This is a genomic window from Klebsiella pneumoniae (genome assembly GCF_000742135.1).
GTDB lineage: Bacteria > Pseudomonadota > Gammaproteobacteria > Enterobacterales > Enterobacteriaceae > Klebsiella > Klebsiella pneumoniae.
On sequence record NZ_KN046818.1, the window covers coordinates 86,619 to 103,582 of the forward strand.

The window sequence follows — 16,964 nt, forward strand, 5'->3', positions numbered from 1 at the left end:
CGTCTCCGTCACCTTGCGGAGCGGGCGTTTTTCTGTTTCTTCGTGAAATGAATCGCGTATTTCGTCGCAATAAATGAAAAATTCGCTTCATTTGGTACACTGGAAGCCATATTCCTTCCATTTTCTCAGAGCGCACTCTATGGCCAATAACCCAACACAGCTGACCATCCTGCAGGATGAAATCAGGCGTCGCTACGATACGTTAAGCAAACGCCTGAAACAGGTCGCCCGCTATATCCTTGATAACAGCAATAGCGTGGCTTTCGATACCGTGGCCTCCATTGCGCAACAGGCGGATGTTCCCCCTTCCACGTTGATTCGTTTTGCCAACGCCTTCGGCTTCAGCGGCTTTAACGAAATGAAACAGATGTTCAAGCAACATTTGATGGAAGAGACCGCCAACTATACCGAGCGCGCCCGTCTTTTCCGCCAGACCACCAGCGATGAGTCCAGCCCGCCGGAAACGCCGACGGAAATCCTCAATATGTTCACGATGGTGAACAACCAGGCGCTGCAGCAGCTGGCGATGCAGACCTCCAGCGATGATCTGGAGCGCGCGGTGGCCCTGCTGGGCGAGGCGGAAAATATTTACGTCATTGGTCTGCGCCGGTCGTTTAGCGTCGCCTCCTATCTGACCTATGCGCTGCGTCACCTCGATCGCAAAGCCTTTCTGATCGACGGCCTCGGCGGCATGTTCACCGAGCAGCTGAGCCTGGTCGGTCCGAAAGACGTGGTAGTGGCGGTGAGCTTCTCGCCGTACGCCCGGGAAGTGGTCGAGCTGGTGGAACTGGGCGCGCAGCGCAAAGCGCGGCAGATCGCCATTACCGACAGCCAGGTCAGCCCGCTGGCGGCCTTCAGCGATGTCTGCTTTGTGGTGCGTGAAGCGCAGGTGGATGGCTTCCGTTCGCAGGTTGCTTCCCTGTGTCTGGCCCAGACGCTGGCGGTCTCGCTGGCGCTGAACAGCAGCCAGGAGTCCGAGGCCAAGCAGAAGGCGTGAGATAGGCTGCCTGGCGTTTGTTACTCGGCGGCGCAGTATAGGCTTACGGAAGGATGCCGTAGGCCGGATAAGGCCTTTATGCCGCCATCCGGCACAAAAATGGCTACGGTATCTGCGGTGTCCTGCCCGGCGGCGCTGCGCTTGCCGGGCCTGGTGTATAGGGACTTACGGGAGGATCCCGTAGGCCGGATAAGGCGAAGCCGCCATCCGGCACAAAGGCGGGTATGGCGCCGGAGGTATCCTCCCCGGCGGCGCTGCGCTTGCCGGGCCTGGGGTATATGCGCCTGCGGGGTGCCGGATATAATGTTATTGGTATGCAACTCTATTAATCCGGGTAAAGCGTTTGTCGCATGTGATTTCAGCGCACATTGCGCTCCCGGTTAATCGTCTGCGTTATGCCTGGCATGGCGCAGGGAGCGCACAGGGGGCGGCCAGTCGCCGCCGCCCCCTGTCCCCCCGGGCTCCGGCCAGCAAAATCGCCGCTACGCGGTCCCTTCGACTTATCCCTGCAGGCTTCGGGTCGGGCCGAGGCAGCGTCCGTGCAAAACACGGCCCTCAGCCCGCATCCATGCGGGCTGCCCCGGCCTTCCGGGAACGTCTCAGCGATTTTGAGGCCGTCAGCACCGGCAGTTTCAGCAACAATGGTGAATAAATTAACTGCAGGTCGCATGAACCGTATGCCGGGCAAGGCGTGAGCCGCCGCCCGGCATAAAAGCAGCACCGTGCCTGCGGTCATCGCCCGGCGGCGCTGCGCTTGCCGGGCCTACGGTATAGGAGCTTACGGGAGGATGCCGTAGGCCGGATAAGCGTAGCGCCATCCGGCACAAAAACGGGTACGGTGTCTGCGGTGTCCTGCCCGGCGGCGCTGCGCTTGCCGGGCCTGGGGTATAGGAGCTTATGGGAGGCTCCCGTAGGCCGGATAAGCGTAGCGCCATCCGGCACAAAGGCGGGTATGGCGCCGGAGGTTCCTTCCCGGCGGCGCTGCGCTTGCCGGGTCGGGAGTGGGATTCCGCGGAGCGTTTCGCGAAAAAACATCTGCCGCCCTCAAACAGGAAGGCCGGTTAGCATCGCTAACCGGCCTTCTTTATCCGCTTCTGCACCGCACGTCAGTCGTGGCGCGGGTACTCCGGCGTGTTGATCCAGGCGTGGTCATCTTCCCAGGTGAACAGCCATTTCCGGTCCGGCCCGGCCATCACGTTCAGATAGTAGCTATCGTAACCGGCAATCGCTGCCACCGGATGGTAACCGCGCGGCACCATCACCACATCGTGGTTGTAGGGCGCCATACAGGCGTCCAGGCTGCGGTCGTCGGTGTAGACCCGCTGGAAGGCAAAGCCCTGCGGCGGATCGAAGCGGTGATAGTAGGTTTCTTCCAGCTGCGTCTCTTTGCCCGGCTGGGCGGTATCATGCTTATGCGACGGCCACGAACTGGTGGCCCCCTCGTCGGTGTAGACTTCCACCACCAGCAGGCAGTCCGCCTCGGCGCTGTCCGGCAGAATATTATGCACCCGACGCTGGTTGCGCCCTTTCCCACGGTGCTCTACCCCGACGTCTTCCGGCCGAATGAGGCGTGCCGGGAAGCTGCCTTTGCCCGGCGCGCTGCATACCGCCAGCTCCAGATCGGAATCGGCAGTCACCTCGACTTTATCCTGCGGCGGGATGTAGACCGACCACGGCGGGGTGCGTTCAAACGGCGACATCCGTTTACCGAGATTCGGGAAATCGGCATGTTGCGTTTTCACCGACGCCAGCCCGGCGACCAGCACCAGGCACAGCTCGCGATCGCCGCTCTCCAGCGTCACGGTCTGCCCTTTTTTCAACATCCAGACATCAAAGCCGATATAGCGCCAACCGGCGCTTTGCGGCGTAATATGCTGGATCTGTCCCTCTTTTCGCGATTTAGCCAGTAACGACATGGCGCTCTCCTTCGCCGATTAACCTAACGTCGGCATGCTGAATTCAGATACGGTCTGCTGACCTGCCGGCCAGCGTACGGTGGCGGTCTTCATACGCGTGTAGAAGCGCACGCCGTCCGGCCCATGGACGTTCAACGCGCCAAACACCGAGCGCTTCCAGCCGCCGAAGCTGTGGAACGCCATCGGCACCGGGACCGGCACGTTCACCCCGACCATCCCCGCCTGCACGTCGTGGACGAATTCACGCGCGGTGTGGCCGTTGCTGGTGAAAACGGCGCTGCCGTTGCCAAACTCGTGGCTGTTGACCAGCTCAAGGGCGCTGTCATAGTCCGCCGCGCGCACAATCCCCAGCACCGGGCCAAAGATCTCTTCGCGCCAGATGGTCATCTCCGGGGTGACGTGATCGAAAAGGGTGCCGCCGACATAGTAGCCCGCGTCGTAACCCGGCACGCGCAGTTTGCGGCCATCGACCACCAGTTTTGCCCCTTCGCTTTCGCCTTTATCAATATAGCCGAGCACTTTTTTCTGGTGGGTATCAGACACCACCGGTCCCATCTCGTTCTCTTCCTGACCACGCATGCAGCCCGGGCCTACTTTCAGCGCTTCCACCAGCGGCTTCAGGCGGGCGATCAGTTTGTCGGCGGTTTCATCTCCCACCGCCACCACCACCGGCAGCGCCATGCAGCGCTCGCCTGCGGAGCCAAAAGCGCCGCCCATAATGGCGTTAACGGTGGCGTCGAGATCGGCATCCGGCATCACAATCGCGTGGTTCTTGGCGGCGCCGAAGGCCTGCACTCGCTTGCCGTGGGCGCTGGCGGTCTTATAGATATACTCCGCCACGCCGGAGGAGCCGACGAAGCTCACCGCCGCAATACGCGGGTCAGTGTACAGCTGCTCGGCATCTTCATTGCTGCAGTGCACGACGTTAAACACGCCGTCCGGCAGACCGGCCTCTTTCAGCAGCTCTGCCAGACGCACAGCGGCCGTCGGCGCCAGCGCGGGCGGCTTGAGGACGAAACTGTTGCCGCAGGCCAGCGCCAGCGGGAACATCCACATCGGCACCATCGCCGGGAAGTTGAACGGGGTGATCCCTGCCACCACGCCAAGGGGCTGCATCAACGAGTAGCTGTCGACGCCGGTGCCGACGTCAGAGGAGTATTCGCCTTTAATCAGGTGCGGGATCCCGCAGGCGAATTCGACCACTTCCATACCGCGGGTCAGCTCGCCCAGCGCATCCGACCACACCTTACCGTGCTCGCTGACGATGATCCCCGCCAGCTCTTCCACGTGCTGCTCCAGCAACATTTTGAAGTTGAACAGCACGCGGGCGCGGCGCAGCGGCGTGGTACGGGACCAGCTGTCAAACGCATCGCGAGCAACCTGAATCGCCTCGGAGACTTCCTGCGCGGTTGACACCGTGACTTCGCGCACCGCTTTGCCCGTCGCCGGGTCATACACCGGCATCGTTTCGTTGCTGCTGCTAATAACGGTTTTCCCGCCAATAAAGTTTCCTGTGATCGTCATGTTCTCGCCTCATAGTGAAGGGGGCCAGCGCACACCGGCCCGTCGCTGATTCTGCTGTGCTATAACCGTAGTAAAATGAAATTTATATTTCAACATTGTTGTGAAATGAAATTTCATTTTGGTGATAACAGTCGCATTTTGCGCTAACCGGTCGCCTGTGCGCTTCCCGCATCGCGCCTCGTTGCCTTCGACGCCAGGCTTCCCGCCGCTGTCGCGCCGGTAGTCGGTGCCGGTGATATTTTGCGAGACAGCTCAAACATTCATCATTTCCATTCTTGCTAATTTTGGAATAAACGTTTTGACTGTTAGCCAATTGAACGAACCTACCCCCTCTTCCGTCAGGAGTGTCCTATGGCCATCGCAATGCAACGTTTTTGTATTAACCGCAAAATCGCGCCAGCGCTCAGCATTGAAGCGTTTTTCCGTCTGGTGAACCGTCTGGGCCTGAATAAGGTCGAGCTGCGCAACGATTTACCCAGCGGAAAAGTGACCGACGATCTGAGCCATCAGCAGGTGCGCGAGCTGGCGGCGCGCTACCACATCGAGATCCTGACGATTAACGCGGTCTACCCCTTTAACCGTCGTAGCGAAGAGGTGCGGCAGTTGACCGAATCGCTGCTGAAAGAGGCCCAGGCCATCGGCGCCAAATCGCTGGTGCTCTGTCCGCTCAACGACGGCAGCGAGGTGCCGGCCAGCGAAACCCTGGGCGCCCTGCGCGACCTGGCGCCGCTGTTTGCCTTCTATGGCATCCACGGCCTGGTGGAGCCGCTGGGCTTCCCGCAAAGCTCGCTGCGTTCTGCACATCAGGCGCAGACGCTGATCCACGACGCCCGCGTGCCGTTTAAGCTGCTGATCGACACCTTCCATCACCATCTTTACCCGCAGGCGGCGGACGAGTTCAGCCAGGTGGAGGTGGCGGATATCGGGCTGGTGCACCTTTCAGGAGTTGACGATAACCGTCCGCGCGAGCAGCTCACCGATGCCGAGCGCATCATGCTAACCCCGCAGGATCGTCTCGGCACCTGCGAGCAGGTTAAAGCGCTGGAAGCCCGCGGCTATCAGGGGGTGTACGCTTTTGAGCCCTTCGCCCCCGAGCTGGCGCAATGGAGCGAAGCGGATATCGAGCGCGAAATTGAGCAGAGCATCGCGCTCATCCAGCGCCACTGCGCCTGAGACCCTCACGGTACAGCGTGCGCGGCGCGTGACGATTTTCCCAACGCCGGACGACGAGGTTGCCTATAATCGTCGCAGGATAAATGGAGGAATCGACCATGAGCTCACCCCTGTTGATTGCGCGCACGCTGGATAACGCGCTCTATTTACTGCCCGCGATGGCCAACCGCCATGGGCTTATCACCGGTGCGACCGGCACCGGTAAAACCGTCACCCTGCAGAAGCTGGCTGAGTCGTTCTCGGAGATTGGCGTGCCGGTATTTATGGCCGACGTCAAGGGCGACCTGACCGGCATTGCCGCCGCGGGGCAGAGCTCAGAGAAACTGCAGGCGCGGCTGGAGAAGATCGGCGTCAGCGACTGGGAGCCGCATGCCAACCCGGTGGTGCTCTGGGATATCTTTGGCGAGAAGGGCCACCCGGTGCGGGCGACGGTCTCCGATCTCGGCCCCCTGCTGCTGGCGCGCCTGCTCAATCTCAACGAGGTGCAGAGCGGCGTACTGAACATTATTTTCCGCATCGCGGACGACCGCGGCCTGCTGCTGCTCGACTTCAAAGACCTCCGCGCCATCACCCAGTTTATCGGCGATAACGCCAAGTCTTTCCAGAACCAGTACGGCAATATTAACAGCGCCTCGATCGGCGCCATCCAGCGCGGGCTGTTGACCCTGGAGCAACAGGGCGCCGAGCACTTCTTCGGCGAGCCGATGCTGGATATTGCCGACTGGATGCGCGTCGATGCCAGCGGTAAAGGGGTGATCAATATCCTTAGCGCCGAAAAGCTCTACCAGATGCCGAAGCTGTACGCCGCCAGCCTGCTGTGGATGCTCTCCGAGCTCTACGAGCGCCTGCCGGAAGCCGGCGACCTCGATAAACCGAAGCTGGTGTTCTTCTTCGATGAGGCGCATCTGCTGTTCAACGACGCGCCGCAGGTGCTGCTGGATAAAATTGAACAGGTGATCCGCCTTATCCGCTCCAAGGGCGTCGGCGTCTACTTTGTCTCGCAGAACCCGGCGGATATTCCCGACGCCGTGCTCGGCCAGCTGGGCAACCGCGTGCAGCATGCCCTGCGCGCCTTTACGCCGAAGGACCAGAAGGCGGTGAAAACCGCCGCCCAGACCATGCGCGCCAACCCGGCCTTCAGTACCGAGCAGGCGATCCAGGAGCTGGGCACCGGCGAGGCGCTGATCTCCTTCCTCGATGAGAAAGGCAGCCCGTCGGTGGTCGAGCGGGCGATGGTTATCGCCCCCTGCTCGCGAATGGGGCCGGTCAGCGATGACGAGCGCAATGGTCTGCTGAACCACTCGCCGCTGTACGGTAAGTATGAGGAGGAGGTGGACCGCGAGTCGGCTTTCGAAATGCTGCAGCAAGGGGTGCAGGTCGCCACCGGGCAGCAGTCGGCTCCGCCGGCGAAGGGCCAGCAGAACGGCGATGACGACGGGCTGCTTGGCGGCCTGAAAGATATCCTGTTCGGCAGCACCGGCCCGCGAGGCGGTAAACGCGACGGTATCGTGCAGACCGCAGCGAAAAGCGCGGTTCGCCAGGTCACCAATCAGATCGTCCGCGGCATGCTGGGCAGCCTGCTGGGCGGACGCAAGCGCTAAAAAAAAACCCCCTCATCGCTGAGGGAGCTTACGTTTCAGGCTTGCCCGCTAGGCCTTGCGCATCATCAGCCAAAGGCTTATCAGGAAGAAGCTGGCGCTCGGCAACAGCGCGCCGATGATCGGCGGTATGCCGTAGACCAGGGTCAGCGGGCCGAAAATCTGGTCGAGGACATAGAAGATAAAGCCGAAGCTAATCCCCGTCACCACCCGGACGCCCATCGGCACGCTACGCAGCGGGCCAAAGATAAACGACAGCGCCATCAGCATCATCACCGCCACCGACAGCGGCTGGAAGATTTTGCTCCACATATTGAGCTGGTAGCGTCCCGGATCCTGGCCGCTGGACTTGAGGTATTTCACATAGTTGTGCAGCCCGCTGATCGACAGCGCATCCGGATCCAGGGCAACCACGCCCAGTTTGTCCGGCGTCAGGTTGGTTTTCCAGGTGCCGCTCACCATCTGCGACCCGGTCACCTGCTTTGGATCGGTCAGGTCGGATTCATCCACCTGCGACAGACGCCACACTTTATTTTCGCTATCGAATTTTGCCGAAGCGGCATAGCGCACCGACTGTAAACGACGCTCCGGGTTGAAGGCATAGATGCTGACGCCCCCCAGCTCATCGTTGCCTTTTACGCGTTCGATATAGACAAAATTGTGGCCATCTTTCGCCCACAGCCCCTGCTGGGTTGAGAGCAGCGAGCCGCCGTACATCTGCTGGGCACGGTAGTTGCGCGCCATCTGTTCGCCCTGCGGGGCCACCCACTCGCCGATGGCCATGGTCAGCAGCACCAGCGGGATCGCGGTTTTCATTACCGCCAGCGCTACCTGCAGCCGGGTGAAACCGGATGCCTGCATCACCACCAGTTCGCTGCGCTGGGCCAGCATCCCCAGCCCCAGCAGCGCGCCAAGCAGCGCCGCCATCGGGAAGAAGATCTGGATGTCCTTCGGCACGCTGAGGATGGTGTAGAGACCAGCGCCCAGCGCATCGTAGCTGCCCTGCCCGGACTTTTTCAGCTGATCGACAAACTTGATAATGCCGGAGAGCGACACCAGCATGAACAGGGTCATCATGATGGTGTTGAAAATCGTCTTACCGATATAACGGTCAAGTACGCCAAACGCCTGCATCAGGCCGCTCCTTTATTAAAACGGGCGCGGAAGCGGCGCATCGGCACCGTGTCCCACAGGTTTAACAGCACCGCCAGCGCAAAATAGAGCAGGTTAATCGCCCACATCCAGATAGCCGGGTCCATTTTGCCTTTGCCGCCGTTCGACTTAATCGACGTTTGCAGCAGGAAGAACACCAGGTAAAGCAGCATCGCCGGCAGCATCGACAGCACGCGGCCCTGACGCGGGTTCACCACGCTGAGCGGCACCACCATCAGCGCCATAATGAAGACGGTCGCCACCAGCGTGAAGCGCCAGTGCAGTTCGGCGCGCGCGCGGTCGGTGTGGGTTTTCCACAAGGTGCGCATATCCATCTGTTCGGTGTCGTCCGGATCGGCGCTCACCGCCTGGTGGCCGATAATAGCCTGATAGTTATTGAAGTCGGTAATGCGGAAGTCGCGCAGCATCGCGGTGCCTTCAAAGCGGGTGCCCTTGTTGAGGGTCACCACCTGCGAGCCGTCTTTCTGCTGCGACAGCTCGCCGGAATCCGCCACCACCACCGAGGGGCGCGCATTGCCTTTCGGACGCAGCTGGGCAAGGAAGACGTCATGGAAGCGGTTGCCGTTGACGCTTTCGATAAACATCACCGCGTTACCATCGCTGGCCTGCTGGAACTGGCCCTGGGCCAGCGCCGCCATACCGGGGTTGGCTTTAGCTTCGGCCAGCACCTCGTCCTGATGGCGCGACGACCACGGCCCCGCCCACATAACGTTGACCGCCGCCACCGCGCCGGTGAACAGCGCGAGGATCATCGCCGCCTTGATCAGCACGGCTTTGCTCAGGCCGCAGGCGTGCATCACCGTAATTTCACTTTCGGTGTACAGCTTGCCGAGGGTCATCAGCAGGCCAAGGAACAGACTTAACGGCAGGATAAGCTGCGCCATCTCCGGGATGCCGAGCCCCAACAGCGAGAGCACCAGATTGGTTGGGATATCGCCATCCACCGCGGCGCCGAGGATCCTGACTAATTTCTGACAAAAGAAAATCAGTAACAGGATGAATAGGATCGCCAACTGGCTTTTCAGCGTCTCACGAACCAGATATCTTATGATTATCACTATAAATACGCCCGTAAAAACCCGTTTTAGTGCAGGAAAATTGCTTGTTTCATGGCTTAAACGTCATTTATTCTCTTTGGTCGTCGAAAACGTCGCTAAGATTAAATGACTCATCGGTTCTGCATGTCAGGATCTTTTCTGACGAACCCAGGCCTTAATAACGTTAAGATTAACACGAAGTCACCGCAACAGCGGATATGAGTTACGAAAGCTTGCAATTATATACTCAATGGATTTCGAGTTGTAAGAAGGCAGCAGGGCTGTGGCCCCTGGCGCGCACAATGTGCCACGTCAGGGTAAGCAGGCGCAGCCGGCGCATCTGCAACTTGAAAGGCGACGAGTATAGCCGTAGCCACCACTGTTGTCTTTAAGATTCAGGAGCATAGTGCATGGAGTTCAGTGTAAAAAGCGGTAGCCCGGAGAAGCAGCGGAGCGCCTGTATCGTGGTCGGCGTCTTTGAACCACGTCGCCTCTCCCCCATCGCCGAACAACTCGATAAAATCAGCGACGGCTACATCAGCGCCCTGCTGCGTCGCGGCGAGCTGGAAGGCAAACCTGGCCAGACGTTATTGCTGCACCATGTGCCAAACATTCTGTCTGAGCGCATTCTGCTGATTGGCTGCGGCAAAGAGCGCGAGCTGGATGAGCGTCAGTATAAGCAGGTCATCCAGAAAACCATCAATACCCTGAATGATACCGGCTCAATGGAAGCCGTCTGCTTCCTGACCGAGCTGCACGTCAAAGGCCGTAACAACTACTGGAAAGTTCGCCAGGCGGTTGAAACCGCCAAAGAGACGCTGTACAGCTTCGACCAGCTGAAGACCAACAAAAGCGAGCCGCGTCGCCCGCTGCGTAAAATGGTCTTTAACGTGCCGACCCGTCGCGAGCTGACCAGCGGCGAACGCGCCATTCAGCATGGCCTGGCGATTGCCGCCGGCATCAAAGCGGCAAAAGATCTTGGCAATATGCCGCCGAACATCTGTAACGCCGCCTATCTGGCCTCTCAGGCGCGTCAGCTGGCCGATACCTACAGCAAAAACGTCATCACCCGGGTGATCGGCGAACAGCAGATGCGCGAGCTGGGGATGAACGCCTACCTCGCCGTCGGCAATGGGTCGCAGAACGAGTCGCTGATGTCGGTCATCGAATATAAAGGTAACCCGGCTGAGGACGCGCGCCCTATCGTGCTGGTCGGTAAAGGCCTGACCTTCGACTCCGGCGGTATCTCCATCAAGCCTGCCGAAGGCATGGACGAGATGAAGTACGACATGTGCGGCGCGGCGGCGGTGTACGGCGTGATGCGGATGGTTGCCGAACTGCAGCTGCCGCTGAACGTCATCGGCGTGCTGGCGGGCTGTGAAAACATGCCTGGCGGCCGCGCCTATCGTCCGGGTGACGTCCTGACCACTATGTCCGGCCAGACGGTGGAAGTGCTGAACACCGACGCCGAAGGCCGCCTGGTGCTGTGCGACGTCCTGACCTACGTTGAGCGCTTCGAGCCGGAAGCGGTTATCGACGTGGCGACGCTGACCGGGGCCTGCGTGATTGCCCTCGGCCATCACATCACCGGCCTGATGTCGAACCATAACCCGCTGGCCCATGAGCTGATCGGCGCCTCCGAACTGGCGGGCGACCGCGCATGGCGTTTGCCGCTGGCCGACGAGTTCCAGGATCAGCTGGAGTCCAATTTTGCCGATATGGCGAACATTGGCGGCCGTCCTGGCGGCGCGATCACCGCCGGCTGTTTCCTGTCACGCTTCACCCGCAAGTACAACTGGGCGCACCTCGACATCGCCGGTACTGCCTGGCGTTCCGGTAAGGCCAAAGGCGCGACCGGTCGTCCGGTGGCGCTGCTGTCGCAGTTCCTGCTCAATCGTGCGGGTTTTAACGGCGAAGAGTGATGTGACATGCCGGGTGGCGGCGATGCCTTACCCGGCCTACAAACGGCAGCACACTGTAGGCCGGGTAAGCGTAGCGCCGCCCGGCTTTGCATTTAAATCCACAACAAGAAGCCCCATATATGAAAAACGCAACGTTCTATCTTCTGGACAATGACGCCACCGTCGACGGCCTGAGCGCCGTCGAGCAGCTGGTGTGTGACATTGCCGCAGAACGTTGGCGCAACGGCAAGCGCGTCCTGATCGCCTGCGAAGATGAACAGCAGGCGATTCGCCTCGACGAGGCGCTGTGGTCGCGGCCGCCGGAGAGCTTTGTGCCGCATAATCTGGCGGGCGAAGGCCCGAGAGGCGGCGCGCCGGTAGAGATTGCCTGGCCGCAAAAGCGCAACAGCAGCCCGCGGGATATTCTTATCAGCCTGCGGCTAAACTTTGCAGATTTTGCCACCGCTTTCACAGAAGTGATAGACTTTGTCCCTTACGAAGACAATCTGAAACAACTGGCGCGCGAACGCTATAAGGCGTACCGCATGGCTGGTTTCAACCTGAACACGGCAACCTGGAAATAATGGAAAAGACATACAACCCACAAGATATCGAACAGCCGCTTTACGAGCACTGGGAAAAGCAGGGCTATTTCAAACCGAATGGTGATGAAAGCCAGGAGAGCTTCTGCATCATGATCCCGCCGCCGAACGTCACCGGCAGTTTGCATATGGGTCATGCCTTCCAGCAAACCATCATGGATACCATGATTCGCTACCAGCGCATGCAGGGCAAAAACACCCTGTGGCAGGCCGGTACCGACCACGCAGGTATCGCTACCCAGATGGTGGTTGAGCGTAAGATTGCCGCTGAAGAAGGGAAAACCCGCCACGACTACGGCCGCGACGCCTTTATCGACAAAATCTGGCAGTGGAAAGCGGAATCCGGCGGCACCATTACCCGTCAGATGCGCCGTCTCGGCAACTCCGTGGACTGGGAGCGCGAGCGCTTCACCATGGACGAGGGGCTTTCCAATGCCGTGAAAGAAGTCTTTGTTCGCCTGTACAAAGAAGACCTGATCTACCGCGGCAAACGCCTGGTTAACTGGGACCCGAAACTGCGCACCGCCATTTCCGACCTCGAAGTGGAAAACCGCGAATCGAAAGGTTCCATGTGGCACATCCGCTACCCGCTGGCCGATGGCGCGAAAACCGCTGACGGTAAAGATTACCTGGTGGTCGCCACCACCCGTCCGGAAACCCTGCTGGGCGATACCGGCGTGGCCGTTAACCCGGAAGATCCGCGCTACAAAGATCTGATTGGCAAATTCGTGGTGCTGCCGCTGGTTAACCGCCGCATCCCGATCGTGGGCGACGAGCACGCCGACATGGAAAAAGGCACCGGCTGCGTGAAGATCACCCCGGCGCACGACTTTAACGACTACGAAGTGGGTCGTCGTCACCAGCTGGCGATGATCAACATCCTTACCTTTGACGGCGACATCCGCGAAAGCGCGGAAGTCTACGACACCAAAGGCAATGAATCCGACGTCTACTCCAGCGAGATCCCGGCGGAGTTCCAGAAACTGGAACGCTTCGCGGCGCGTAAAGCCGTTGTTGCGGCAGTTGACGCCCTCGGCCTGCTGGAAGAGATCAAACCGCACGACCTGACCGTCCCTTACGGCGATCGCGGCGGCGTGGTGATCGAGCCGATGCTGACCGACCAGTGGTACGTGCGCGCGGACGTGTTGGCCAAGCCAGCAGTCGAAGCCGTTGAAAACGGCGACATTCAGTTCGTGCCGAAGCAGTACGAAAACATGTACTTCTCCTGGATGCGCGATATTCAGGACTGGTGTATCTCCCGTCAGCTGTGGTGGGGTCACCGCATCCCGGCATGGTATGACAACGACGGCAACGTCTACGTAGGCCGTAGCGAAGACGAAGTGCGTCAGGAAAACAACCTGAGCGCCGACGTTGCCCTGCGTCAGGATGAAGACGTTCTCGATACCTGGTTCTCCTCCGCGCTGTGGACCTTCTCCACCCTCGGCTGGCCGGAAAACACCGACGCCCTGCGTCAGTTCCACCCGACCAGCGTGATGGTGTCCGGCTTCGACATTATCTTCTTCTGGATCGCCCGCATGATCATGATGACCATGCACTTCATCAAAGATGAAAACGGTAAACCGCAGGTTCCGTTTAAGACCGTCTACATGACCGGTCTGATCCGCGATGACGAAGGCCAGAAGATGTCCAAGTCCAAGGGTAACGTCATTGACCCGCTGGATATGGTTGACGGTATCACCCTGCCGGAACTGCTGGAAAAACGTACCGGCAACATGATGCAGCCGCAGCTGGCGGATAAAATCCGCAAGCGTACCGAGAAACAGTTCCCGAACGGCATCGAGCCGCACGGCACCGACGCCCTGCGCTTCACCCTGGCGGCGCTGGCCTCTACCGGCCGCGACATCAACTGGGATATGAAGCGTCTGGAAGGTTACCGTAACTTCTGTAATAAGCTGTGGAACGCCAGCCGCTTCGTGCTGATGAACACCGAAGATCAGGATTGCGGTTTCAACGGCGGCGAAATGGTGCTCTCCCTCGCCGACCGCTGGATCATCGCGGAATTCAACCACACCGTGAAAGCGTATCGCGAAGCGCTGGATAACTTCCGCTTCGATATCGCCGCCGGCATCCTGTATGAGTTCACCTGGAACCAGTTCTGCGACTGGTACCTGGAGCTGACCAAGCCGGTTATGAACGGTGGCAACGAAGCGGAGCTGCGCGGGACTCGCCATACTCTGGTCACCGTGCTGGAAGGTCTGCTGCGCCTGGCGCATCCGATCATTCCGTTCATTACCGAAACCATCTGGCAGCGCGTGAAAGCGATCTGCGGGATCACCGCCGACACCATCATGCTGCAACCGTTCCCGCAGTACGATGCTTCTCAGGTGGATGACGCGGCGCTGGCCGACACCGAATGGCTGAAGCAGGCGATCGTCGCCGTGCGTAACATCCGTGCGGAAATGAACATCGCTCCGGGCAAACCGCTGGAACTGCTGCTGCGCGGCTGCAGCAAAGAGGCCGAGCGTCGTGTGAACGACAACCGCAGCTTCCTGTTGAACCTGGCGCGTCTGGAAAGCATTACCGTGCTGCCTGCCGATGATAAAGGTCCGGTCTCGGTGACCAAGATTGTCGACGGCGCCGAGCTGCTGATCCCGATGGCGGGCCTCATCAATAAAGAAGATGAGCTGGCGCGTCTGGCGAAAGAAGTGGCCAAAATCGAAGGTGAAATTGGCCGCATCGAGAGCAAGCTGGCCAACGAAGGCTTTGTCGCCCGCGCGCCGGAAGCGGTGATCGCTAAAGAGCGCGAGAAGCTGGAAGGCTACGCGGAAGCGAAAGCGAAGCTGATTGAACAGCAGGCGGTGATCGCCGCGCTGTGATCCTCCCGCCCCTTGCCACCCGGCAAGGGGCGTTTTTTATGAAACATCCTCGCTTGCGCTTTCCCCTGTCGCGATGTTATTAACATCATCATTCGTCTTTTTTGGGTAATGAGTCATTGTATGAATACGAGCGTCCCCGCGGCGACGTTGCTGCGTCGCATTACGGCGGCAGACAATGCCGCCATCGCCAGGGTCATCCGCCAGGTCTCGGCTGAATATGGCCTGACCGCCGATAAAGGCTATACGGTCGCCGACCCGAATCTCGATGAGCTGTATGAGCTGTACAGCCAGCCGGGCTCCGCCTACTGGGTGGTGGAGCAAGAGGGGGAAGTGGTTGGCGGCGGCGGCGTCGCGCCGCTCGCCTGCAGCGAGCCGGATATCTGCGAGCTGCAGAAAATGTATTTTATGACCAGCGCCCGCGGCCAGGGGCTGGCGAAGAAGCTAGCGCTGCTGGCGCTGGACTACGCCCGCGAACAAGGGTTTAAGCGCTGCTATCTGGAAACCACCGCCTTCCTGACGGAGGCGATCGGCTTATATGAACATCTTGGCTTCGAGCACATTGACGGGCCGCTGGGCTGCACCGGCCACGTGGACTGCGAAGTACGGATGCTGAAAACGCTGTAGCGCCTCGATATCGCAGGCGTCCCCGGTAGCGCTACGCTTACCGGGGCTACAGTTCGGTAGCCCGGCTAAGCGTAGCGCGAGCCGGGTATGTCCCGAATGGCACCTTACCCGTGCTCGCGGTGCCGTTTTTTTGTCGGGTGGCGGCTAACCTTACCCGACCTACGGCCCGTACCATTGCGAGCTGAAGCTCTCAACGCTATCTCTCCCCATGGCTACTGAAACTGCCGGTGTTAGTGGCTACCGGGGCTACAGGGCCCGAATATCGTGGGTTACGCCGCTACCGGCACACCGCTGTGAAAGCGGAACTCGGCCTCGGGACGGAGGATCAGCGCCGCTTCCGCCTCGCCGAGCTGGCGCACCCGCTCGCTGATATCTTCTCCGGCAATCTTCTGCGCCAGATCCAGATAGTCCTGATAGTGACGCGCCTCGGAGCGCAGCAGCGACAGGTAGAACTTTTGCAGATCGTCGTCCAGCCACGGCGCCAGGGCGGCAAAGCGTTCGCAAGAGCGGGCCTCGATATAGGCGCCGCAGATCAGCTTATCGATCAGCATCACCGGCTCATGCGAGCGCACTTCGCGCCGCAGGCCGCGGGCATAGTTGCTGGCGGTGATTTTGACGTAGGGGATATCGCGCGCCAGCATCATCTCCCGCACCTGCCAGAAATGATGCAGTTCCTCTTTAATCAACAAAATCATGCTGTCCAGCAGCTGGCGGCCCCACGGGTCGTCGGTCTGCGGCATGGCGCTTTTGTTGATCCGTTTATGCAGGGTGACAAAATCCGGCTCCGGCCCCCGGCGGTAGGTGAAGTCTTCGTACGGCTTCAGGCAGGCCAACAGTTCGTCGGCGTCAGCTTTATCCGCGACGTAGCGACGCACCAGCAGCATGGCGTTCTGCGCCGCTTTCAGCTCGCACACCATATGGTCGGTCAGCAGCAGCGGCAGGTTTTCCGGCTTGCGGGCTTCGTCAATCCACGCCTGCGGCGTCGGGCAGTGCAGGAAGTTGATAATCGGGGAAAGAATCTGCGGGTAATCCATGAAAGTTCCTTGCTATACGGCGGCAGGCGCCGCCGTATCCATCTACGACATTTGCGACTTAGTGGCGAACACCATCGTCGTCTTCATCGACATACTCTTCGTCATCGTCGTCGCCGTCTTCACCGTTCGGGTCCTCATAATAAGTGCCCCAACCGTCATACTCGACGTCATATTTTTCTGCCAGCGTCATCAGCTGTTCCACCTGGGCATCGATCAGGTCTGCGTTCAGCGCGCATTCGCTCAGAATATCGCAGCAGATGACCATGTCACCCTCTTCCACTTCCAGCTCTTCGGGCTCGGTCACTTCGTAGCCCAGCTTGAACGCTTCAACCGCCACTTTCTCCAGGGTTTCGAAATCGTCTGCAGAGAGGTGATGCTCAATCGTGTACAGTGCGTCCGGATCGCTGCCATCTTCCAGCAGCTCTTCGATAATCAGACGCGTCTCTTCACGCTGTTCTTCCAGGTGTTCCGGGTTTGCCATGGCTCGTTCCTCATAATGTGCGGCAGTTATCCCTATTGTCACATACCGCCGTCATTGCCTCCACTTC

General features: G+C 59.8%; 13 protein-coding genes. 7 read left to right on the forward strand and 6 right to left on the reverse strand.

Annotation, left to right across the window (positions count from 1 at the left end):
- Positions 1 to 139: 139 nt before the first annotated feature.
- Entirely contained in the window at positions 140 to 997 is an 858-nt protein-coding gene (locus DR88_RS24430) for a MurR/RpiR family transcriptional regulator (protein ID WP_004152190.1), read from the forward strand.
- A gap of 1,106 nt (positions 998 to 2,103) precedes the next feature.
- Here the strand turns inward: DR88_RS24430 and iolB are convergent.
- Both iolB and DR88_RS24420 read right to left on the reverse strand, forming a co-directional pair.
- Positions 2,104 to 2,913 (reverse strand): 5-deoxy-glucuronate isomerase, encoded by an 810-nt coding sequence (iolB, locus tag DR88_RS24425; RefSeq protein ID WP_002886959.1) that lies wholly within the window; start codon positions 2,911 to 2,913, stop codon positions 2,104 to 2,106.
- Between the two features lie 18 nt (positions 2,914 to 2,931).
- On the reverse strand, positions 2,932 to 4,437 hold the full coding sequence (locus DR88_RS24420) for a CoA-acylating methylmalonate-semialdehyde dehydrogenase (RefSeq protein ID WP_004146794.1): 1,506 nt from the start codon (positions 4,435 to 4,437) through the stop codon (positions 2,932 to 2,934).
- A gap of 351 nt (positions 4,438 to 4,788) precedes the next feature.
- Between DR88_RS24420 and DR88_RS24415 the strand changes: the two genes are divergently transcribed.
- On the forward strand, positions 4,789 to 5,610 hold the full coding sequence (locus tag DR88_RS24415) for a TIM barrel protein (RefSeq protein ID WP_025861361.1): 822 nt from the start codon (positions 4,789 to 4,791) through the stop codon (positions 5,608 to 5,610).
- 98 nt (positions 5,611 to 5,708) lie between these two features.
- A complete protein-coding gene (locus DR88_RS24410) occupies positions 5,709 to 7,211 on the forward strand; it encodes a helicase HerA-like C-terminal domain-containing protein (protein WP_002886957.1) in 1,503 nt (500 codons plus the stop codon).
- Positions 7,212 to 7,259: 48 nt separating this feature from the next.
- Here DR88_RS24410 and lptG read toward each other — a convergent pair whose 3' ends face one another.
- Both lptG and lptF read right to left on the reverse strand, forming a co-directional pair.
- Positions 7,260 to 8,342: an LPS export ABC transporter permease LptG gene (gene lptG / locus DR88_RS24405; RefSeq protein WP_002886956.1), complete on the reverse strand. Its 1,083-nt coding sequence runs from the start codon at positions 8,340 to 8,342 to the stop codon at positions 7,260 to 7,262.
- Positions 8,342 to 9,439 carry an LPS export ABC transporter permease LptF gene (lptF, locus tag DR88_RS24400; RefSeq protein ID WP_002886955.1) on the reverse strand — a complete coding sequence of 366 codons (1,098 nt, stop codon included), beginning with the start codon at positions 9,437 to 9,439 and terminating at the stop codon, positions 8,342 to 8,344. The genes lptG and lptF overlap by 1 nt, the downstream gene beginning before the upstream one ends.
- Positions 9,440 to 9,828: 389 nt before the next feature.
- On the opposite strand from lptF, the gene pepA reads away from it, so the two are divergent.
- From pepA to DR88_RS24380, 4 genes are all read left to right on the forward strand, one after another.
- The gene (pepA, locus tag DR88_RS24395; RefSeq protein ID WP_002886954.1) at positions 9,829 to 11,340 is read left to right on the forward strand and encodes a leucyl aminopeptidase; all 1,512 of its coding nucleotides are present in this window, start codon (positions 9,829 to 9,831) and stop codon (positions 11,338 to 11,340) included.
- Between the two features lie 119 nt (positions 11,341 to 11,459).
- Positions 11,460 to 11,903 (forward strand): DNA polymerase III subunit chi, encoded by a 444-nt coding sequence (gene holC, locus DR88_RS24390; RefSeq protein WP_002886953.1) that lies wholly within the window; start codon positions 11,460 to 11,462, stop codon positions 11,901 to 11,903.
- Entirely contained in the window at positions 11,903 to 14,758 is a 2,856-nt protein-coding gene (locus tag DR88_RS24385) for a valine--tRNA ligase (protein WP_025861364.1), read from the forward strand. Before holC ends, DR88_RS24385 begins: the two co-directional genes overlap by 1 nt.
- 120 nt (positions 14,759 to 14,878) lie before the next feature.
- A complete protein-coding gene (locus DR88_RS24380; protein WP_004152275.1) occupies positions 14,879 to 15,382 on the forward strand; it encodes a GNAT family N-acetyltransferase in 504 nt (167 codons plus the stop codon).
- A 269-nt stretch (positions 15,383 to 15,651) separates the two neighbouring features.
- Here DR88_RS24380 and miaE read toward each other — a convergent pair whose 3' ends face one another.
- Both miaE and rraB read right to left on the reverse strand, forming a co-directional pair.
- On the reverse strand, positions 15,652 to 16,416 hold the full coding sequence (gene miaE / locus DR88_RS24375; RefSeq protein ID WP_004178389.1) for a tRNA isopentenyl-2-thiomethyl-A-37 hydroxylase MiaE: 765 nt from the start codon (positions 16,414 to 16,416) through the stop codon (positions 15,652 to 15,654).
- A gap of 58 nt (positions 16,417 to 16,474) precedes the next feature.
- Positions 16,475 to 16,897 (reverse strand): ribonuclease E inhibitor RraB, encoded by a 423-nt coding sequence (rraB, locus tag DR88_RS24370; RefSeq protein ID WP_002886947.1) that lies wholly within the window; start codon positions 16,895 to 16,897, stop codon positions 16,475 to 16,477.
- Between the last annotated feature and the right edge of the window lie 67 nt (positions 16,898 to 16,964).

Coding starts and splice junctions, on each gene's coding strand:
- DR88_RS24430 (WP_004152190.1), top strand. CDS start 140: ATGGCCAATAACCCAACACAGCTGACCATCCTGCAGGATGAAATCAGG.
- iolB (WP_002886959.1), bottom strand. CDS start 2,913: ATGTCGTTACTGGCTAAATCGCGAAAAGAGGGACAGATCCAGCATATT.
- DR88_RS24420 (WP_004146794.1), bottom strand. CDS start 4,437: ATGACGATCACAGGAAACTTTATTGGCGGGAAAACCGTTATTAGCAGC.
- DR88_RS24415 (WP_025861361.1), top strand. CDS start 4,789: ATGGCCATCGCAATGCAACGTTTTTGTATTAACCGCAAAATCGCGCCA.
- DR88_RS24410 (WP_002886957.1), top strand. CDS start 5,709: ATGAGCTCACCCCTGTTGATTGCGCGCACGCTGGATAACGCGCTCTAT.
- lptG (WP_002886956.1), bottom strand. CDS start 8,342: ATGCAGGCGTTTGGCGTACTTGACCGTTATATCGGTAAGACGATTTTC.
- pepA (WP_002886954.1), top strand. CDS start 9,829: ATGGAGTTCAGTGTAAAAAGCGGTAGCCCGGAGAAGCAGCGGAGCGCC.
- holC (WP_002886953.1), top strand. CDS start 11,460: ATGAAAAACGCAACGTTCTATCTTCTGGACAATGACGCCACCGTCGAC.
- DR88_RS24385 (WP_025861364.1), top strand. CDS start 11,903: ATGGAAAAGACATACAACCCACAAGATATCGAACAGCCGCTTTACGAG.
- DR88_RS24380 (WP_004152275.1), top strand. CDS start 14,879: ATGAATACGAGCGTCCCCGCGGCGACGTTGCTGCGTCGCATTACGGCG.
- miaE (WP_004178389.1), bottom strand. CDS start 16,416: ATGGATTACCCGCAGATTCTTTCCCCGATTATCAACTTCCTGCACTGC.
- rraB (WP_002886947.1), bottom strand. CDS start 16,897: ATGGCAAACCCGGAACACCTGGAAGAACAGCGTGAAGAGACGCGTCTG.